The sequence below is a fragment of the Streptococcus sp. 27098_8_113 genome (assembly GCF_041432545.1).
Lineage (GTDB): Bacteria > Bacillota > Bacilli > Lactobacillales > Streptococcaceae > Streptococcus.
This window is the reverse complement of sequence record NZ_JAPVZU010000014.1, coordinates 57,417-63,816: the sequence shown is the minus strand read 5'-3', so window position 1 is coordinate 63,816 and position 6,400 is coordinate 57,417. Positions and strand designations below refer to the sequence as shown.

The 6,400-nt window shown below is 38.4% G+C and carries 5 protein-coding genes and 1 pseudogene; 1 reads left to right on the top strand and 5 read right to left on the bottom strand.

Annotation, left to right across the window (positions count from 1 at the left end; genetic code table 11):
- Positions 1 to 38 precede the first annotated feature (38 nt).
- Positions 39 to 658 (top strand): annotated as a pseudogene (locus O3644_RS08480) (putative bacteriocin export ABC transporter).
- A gap of 75 nt (positions 659 to 733) precedes the next feature.
- Here O3644_RS08480 and xerS read toward each other — a convergent pair.
- The 5 genes from xerS to O3644_RS08455 form a co-directional block, all read right to left on the bottom strand.
- The gene (xerS, locus tag O3644_RS08475; protein ID WP_371595485.1) at positions 734 to 1,804 is read right to left on the bottom strand and encodes a tyrosine recombinase XerS; all 1,071 of its coding nucleotides are present in this window, start codon (positions 1,802 to 1,804) and stop codon (positions 734 to 736) included.
- 1,240 nt (positions 1,805 to 3,044) lie between these two features.
- On the bottom strand, positions 3,045 to 3,482 hold the full coding sequence (locus O3644_RS08470; protein ID WP_371595484.1) for a MepB family protein: 438 nt from the start codon (positions 3,480 to 3,482) through the stop codon (positions 3,045 to 3,047).
- Between the two features lie 36 nt (positions 3,483 to 3,518).
- On the bottom strand, positions 3,519 to 4,307 hold the full coding sequence (locus O3644_RS08465; protein ID WP_371595483.1) for an alpha/beta hydrolase: 789 nt from the start codon (positions 4,305 to 4,307) through the stop codon (positions 3,519 to 3,521).
- Between the two features lie 60 nt (positions 4,308 to 4,367).
- Positions 4,368 to 5,936, bottom strand: coding sequence for a signal recognition particle protein (ffh, locus tag O3644_RS08460; RefSeq protein ID WP_371595482.1), 1,569 nt, complete (start codon positions 5,934 to 5,936; stop codon positions 4,368 to 4,370).
- Between the two features lie 55 nt (positions 5,937 to 5,991).
- Positions 5,992 to 6,324 carry a putative DNA-binding protein gene (locus O3644_RS08455; RefSeq protein WP_005590307.1) on the bottom strand — a complete coding sequence of 111 codons (333 nt, stop codon included), beginning with the start codon at positions 6,322 to 6,324 and terminating at the stop codon, positions 5,992 to 5,994.
- Positions 6,325 to 6,400: the final 76 nt, after the last annotated feature.

Genomic DNA, 6,400 nt, shown 5'->3' with positions numbered 1-6,400 from the left:
AGAGCATTTCTTGCCCATTATTCTGAAAGGAGCCTAATATGATCAAAATAGAACACCTGGCAAAATCATTTGGAGAACGGATTGTCTTTCAGGATGTCAATATGCAATTTGCAGCAGGAAAGGTCTATTCCCTAATCGGAAATAGCGGTTGTGGCAAAACAACCCTACTCAATATTCTAGCCAAACTAGAACCTTATGATAAGGGAAGCATCAGCTACCGAGGGCAAGAGCTTAAGCAAATCAAATCTCATCACTTTTTCAAAAATGAATTAGGCTATCTCTTTCAAAACTTTGGTCTTCTTGAAAACGAGACCGTAGCTGCCAATTTAGAACTTGGATTGATTGGTCAAAAATCGACTAAACAAGAGAAGAAGAAGTCTTAGAAAAGGTGGGATTAGATTATCTCGCACTCAATCAAAAAGTCTATGAATTATCAGGCGGGGAAGCGCAGCGTGTCGCCTTGGCCAAAGTCATCCTCAAGGATCCTCCCTTGATTTTGGCGGATGAACTGACTGCAGCACTCGATCCCGAAACTTCACAAGAAATTATGAACTTGCTGTTATCATTGAAAAAGCCAGACCGCTTGATGATTATTGCAACGCATAACCCAACGATTTGGGAAAAGGCCGATGAAGTGATTCGGTTAAATACTATTTAAGTTAAGTAAAAATGCTCTATGAAAAAAATCATAGAGCATTTCCTGTTGCATGTGTCATAATTTTAGTTCTGTAAACTAGAGCTTGTCCAGAGCATTCTTTTGCTCATCATTAACAATATGGGTGTAAAGGTCGGTGACTTGTGTGCTAGCATGCCCCAGCTGGTGACTGACGAGAACTTGAGATTTAGTTGCATCATACAAACGTGTAGCAAGTGTATGGCGGAGTTTGTGAGGCGTCACTCGCACCTTGAAGTCCTCAGAATACTTGGCTACCATTTTTTCGACACTGGAAGCATCAATTCGATTCGGAGTACCACGGTATTCAGTCAAAAAGAAGGCTATATCTGTCTTTTCGGCCTTGTATCGCTTGCTACGAATATTCAGATACTCCTCTAAATAGGGCTTGGCAAAAGCAGCAACATTGACAGAGTCCCTTTTCCCGCCTTTCCTTGTCACTTCAATAACCATCATTTTGAGATTGATGTCTTTTAGGTCCAGATTGACAGCTTCAGACAGACGAACACCAGAGGCTAGCAGCAAGGCAATTATGGCTAAATCTCGTTCTTTGTTCTTGTTGAAAGAGGACAGAGCGCGATTAGAGAGCTTCTTAGGGTACTCCGTATCGATATATTGGAGAAATTCTTCCGTCTCATCCCCTAAAAAGAGCTTCTGCTTAATATTCTCTGCACGGGCTGCCAGAGTTTCCTTTTTCTTCTTAGTAGCAACCTTTTTCATCACATTTCGATAGAAGTAGGGCTCACCCTGCTCGTTTTCAACTTCCTCAGTCAAATATTTGTAGAGGCTGGACAAAGCTGACAGAGTTCGGTTGATAGTTGTCTGAGAAACACCGTTTTGGGTCGTATTAGCATTGAGGAGCGGCCGCTCTCGCAGATAAAGAATGAAGGATTCCATATCTTTCTTAGTCATATTTTCCAAGACTGAGAGAGGAATCTCAGCAATTTCTGAAGCGTCAGATATACCAGAGTCTAAAACCCAGCGAAAAAATCGATCGTATTCTTTGAGATATTCATACAAGGTTGTAAAACTATAAGGCACCGCCAGCTTGGATTGGTAGTATTCTAGAACGTACCAGGGCATAATCTGCTTCAGTTTATCAATTCGTTCCAATAAAATCTCGCGTTTCATTCCATCTTCCTCATGATTTTTCTATAAAAGAAGTATAGCATATCTAGATATATTTTTCAAGAAAATTATAGTTTTTCGGAAAGATGATAGGGGGAGGTAAGAAATCTAACTTTACTACAAAACAGATAACAGATAATATAAAAAACACTGGAAATTTTAAATGCTGATCTTATACTGTAAAATGTACTTTATTTAAGTGAAAACTAAAAATTTTTCAATTGTACATTCATACAAAAACACGGCTCATGAATCATGGCCGTGTTATATTTTACTTAAGCTAGTTAGCTAGTTCTCTTAGTTAATATTTACTTACCTTTTATTTGCTTTAAGTCCTTTATCTCTTTTAGAATACGAAAAATATAGAAACTAAATAGAACTATACCTAAAAAAGATAAAACAAAGAAACCAGACGTAAGTTTTTCGCCTCTAACAGCTAATACTCCAAGGGAAAAAATACCGATAGCCATTATAGAAATTATGAGGATAAACCACAAGTAAATCATATAAAACTTATAAAGATAGCAAAAGGACTTATTTTTTTGCTTATGCTTATCCTTCCAATTTAAATAAAATAAATAAGGTATAGAAATAATTAAAATAAATAAAAATCTCATCTCTAGCACAGCTTTTTACTTTCTATTTTGGATTTCCCACAAGATCTCCCAACTTCCAAATACCAAGCCAAAAAGAAATTGTTAGCATGATAAAGAATGTAAGGAACATATTATCGACTAGATTTTTACTCATCAAGCATAGTTCTCTAGCTATATAAGGAGACACGGGAAACAAAATGCACTGTACTATAGTAATTATTTTTTTCATGATTCATTAATAATACTGTCACATATGATACAGTATACTCCTTTCTAGGAAGATTTCTTTTTATCCCTATCTTTATTATAAGCCTACAGCAATTTAGATTCAATTTTTTATATATGAAAGTAGTTTCAGAATTCGAACTTTAATTTTTTTATTATACCTTGATTATCATTGAAAAAATGTACAAATCAATTTCTTAGGTTTGATAATATGATGAACTATAAAATATACAAAATACCACTCCAGAATAATGTACAAAACAAAAATAAAGTACACTTTTTAAAGAATGTACTTTATGCTTCTAATTCAGTTGTATCAATGGTTTAGCTCTAGTTTAGTCAATTGTACATAAATTTTTAGTTTTACAGAATTGAGAATTGAGAAATTCAAAAACTAAACTCTGTCTTGTTTTACCTAAAACTTATTCCTTTAATTCAAATTTTTGAAAATAATCCAGTTGCCATTTTTGTGTTTCCTGAGCTGTTTTATTTAAATTGCTGCACCAAGACGGATAAAACCGCATAGCCATCTTTCTTTTACAATCCCTTGTTGAGAGAATCTTTTTACTGATAGCCACCTCTTTAGGAATGATAAATATATCGCAATGACGGTCGTCGATCACGACAATAACTAGTTCATCACCCAAGTCTTTATCAGTATAAGGAATATTCTTGTTGTCTTGGTCTTTTTTCCAAAAGACTGTAAAGTAGCCTTCTTTTTTGGGTGTTTTCTTTGCCAAACGGCATCTTTTATATTCTTGATCATCCTTTGGCTTAATCAAAATGCTTTCATAGTTTTCATTCCATCTTTCATTTATCAGATCGAAGTCACCATAATACCTATGAAGAATGTCTGTCATTATTTTTTACCAAAATAAAATTACGTAACATAATTATTAGAATAAAAACTCTCGAGTTAAATCGATGACTTGATCATTTTGCGGCAGAGATGAATGATGGGCAGCCTTGCCTGTGACGATAGCCTCTCTGTATGAAGAAATTTCGCCCTTATAAATCAGGCGTCCAGCCTCTACACTGCTTCTATGGACAATGCCATCGCCATCTCGGAAAAATATTCCTAAAATCGATAAATGCTGCAGCTTCTTAGGCAGTTTTCCTTGGTTGGCTACAAAGTCGTCTAGCATTGGGACTCGATGATTGAGATTTTTCTTATTCAGATTGTAAGGACTACCAATAGTCAGGAGCTTTTCCACCCCCAACCCAGAATGGTCTGCTAGGTATTGCTGTAGGAATACTGTATAAATTAGACCTCCATTAGAATGCCCCAGCCCTTTAAAACTAGTAAAAGAGTACTTCTCTCGCAAAACAGTTATAGCAGCGTTGAACATAGCAGCTTGCTTCTTGATATTTTTGTAACCATCGCGATTATTCTGAAAACCAACCACAAAAATGGGATTTCTATCCTTGCGCTTCAAATGCCCTCGATAAGTCATGAGGCCATCATTCCAGACTTTGATACGAATGAGACTATGGTGCGGATGTTGGCCATGATTGAGTTTTTGGACCATTTTGTTAAAACGATTCTCTGTTGCTGAACTCCCCGGAATCATGATGATTGGCTGAATATCAACTTTGCTCAAGGGCAGATGGCTGATGGGATGAGAAGTGAGTTTCGCTTGTATGTCGTTATAAAATCGAATTAGATACTTAATCAACTTTTTCATTTCTTTTTCCTAAATGTACAAAACAAGCTACATAAACTAAATTATGTAACTTGTTTGCGATTACTTCCGTTTTTTCTTGTTTTTCTTCATTTGCTTGGCCATTTTATTCATGCTGCGGCGCATGAGGAATTCTCCAGCTTTTCCTTTGAGGCCACCGCCGAAAAGTTGACTCATGTCTGGCATACCTACTCCGCCTAAAGCAGATAAATCAGGCATACCTCCTTGTTCCATCATGCCTTCTAAAGCTGACATATCAGGCATGCCCCCCGGCATATTTTTAGGCAGATTGTTAGGATTGAGCCCCATCTGTTTCATCATTTTGTTCATATCTCCAGATAGGACGCCCTGCATCATCTGTTTGGCTTGGTTAAAGTCTTTGATAAACTTATTGACTTCGACAAAGCTATTACCAGAACCAGCTGCAATCCGACGGCGACGGCTTGGGTTGAGCAGGTCTGGATTTTCCCGTTCTGCTGGCGTCATAGAGGATACGATGGCACGTTTACGGGCAATTTCTTTTTCATCTACTTTGATGTTTTTAAGAGCAGGATTATTGGCCATACCAGGCAGCATCTTGAGCAATTCTTCCATAGGGCCCATATTCTGCACTTGGTCCAGCTGGTCGATGAAATCGTTGAAATCAAAGGTGTTTTCCCGCATTTTTTCAGCCATTTCAAGAGATTTCTTCTCATCGTACTCTTGAGCGGCCTTTTCAATCAGGGTCAGCATGTCCCCCATACCTAGTATACGGCCAGACATACGGTCCGGGTGGAAGGTTTCAATATCAGTGATCTTTTCACCAGTACCAGTAAACTTGATGGGCTTGCCAGTGATCTGACGGACTGACAGAGCCGCACCACCACGGGTATCCCCATCAATCTTGGTCAGGATAACCCCAGTAACTTCCAACTGATTGTTAAATTCACGGGCTACATTTGCTGCTTCCTGACCAATCATGGCATCGACCACCAGCAGAATTTCATTTGGCTGTGCTAAAGCCTTGACATCAGCCAGCTCCTGCATGAGTTTCTCGTCAATTTGTAGGCGACCAGCCGTATCAATCAAGACATAGTCATTGTGATTAGCCTTGGCTTGCTCTAAACCTTGACGGACAATCTCTACTGCTGGAAACTCGGTACCCAAGGCAAAGACTGGTACATCAATCTGTTGGCCCAGTGTTTTCAGCTGATCAATAGCCGCTGGACGGTAGATATCCGCCGCAATCATCAAAGGACGAGCATTTTCTTCTTTCTTGAGTTTATTGGCCAATTTACCCGCAAAGGTCGTTTTACCAGCCCCTTGCAAACCGACCATCATGATAACAGTCGGAATCTTTGGTGACTTGATAATCTCGGCAGTATCAGAACCCAGAATGGCTGTTAGCTCTTCATCTACGATTTTGATGATTTGTTGAGCTGGATTGAGCGTGTCAATAACTTCGTGTCCAATAGCTCGTTCACGAATTTTTTTAATAAAGTCTTTAACAACAGGCAGGGCAACGTCAGCCTCCAAGAGAGCAAGACGGATCTCCTTGGTCGCTTCCTGGATATCACTCTCAGAAATTTTCCCCTTTCTGCGTAGGTTTTTAAAGACGTTCTGTAAGCGTTCAGTTAAATTTTCAAAAGCCATAAATTTTTCTCCTCTTAATTATCAAATGATGGAAATGGACAGGTTTCTATCCGTCTTATTCTCGGTTATCAATGCTGGACAAAACCGCAAGCTGCTCCTGCAAATAGGGATCGTCAGGGTATTTTTCCATAATCTGATCGAAAATCTGACTTCGGACGATATAGTCAGAGTACATGTGCAGTTTCATTTCGTAGTCTTCCAGAATTTTCTCTGTCCGCTTGATATTGTCATAGACAGCTTGGCGGCTCACATTAAACTCCTCGGCAATCTCAGCAAGGCTGTAGTCATCCGCATAGTAGAGCTCAATATAGTTCATCTGCTTGTCGGTCAGCAAAGCCGCATAAAACTCAAACAGAGCATTCATTCGATTTGTTTTTTCAATTTCCATAAAGAATATTATACCAAATAATCCCTTTAAACTCCACTCTTTCGATAGGTTTGAAAATGAAGAATTATAAAAAAAC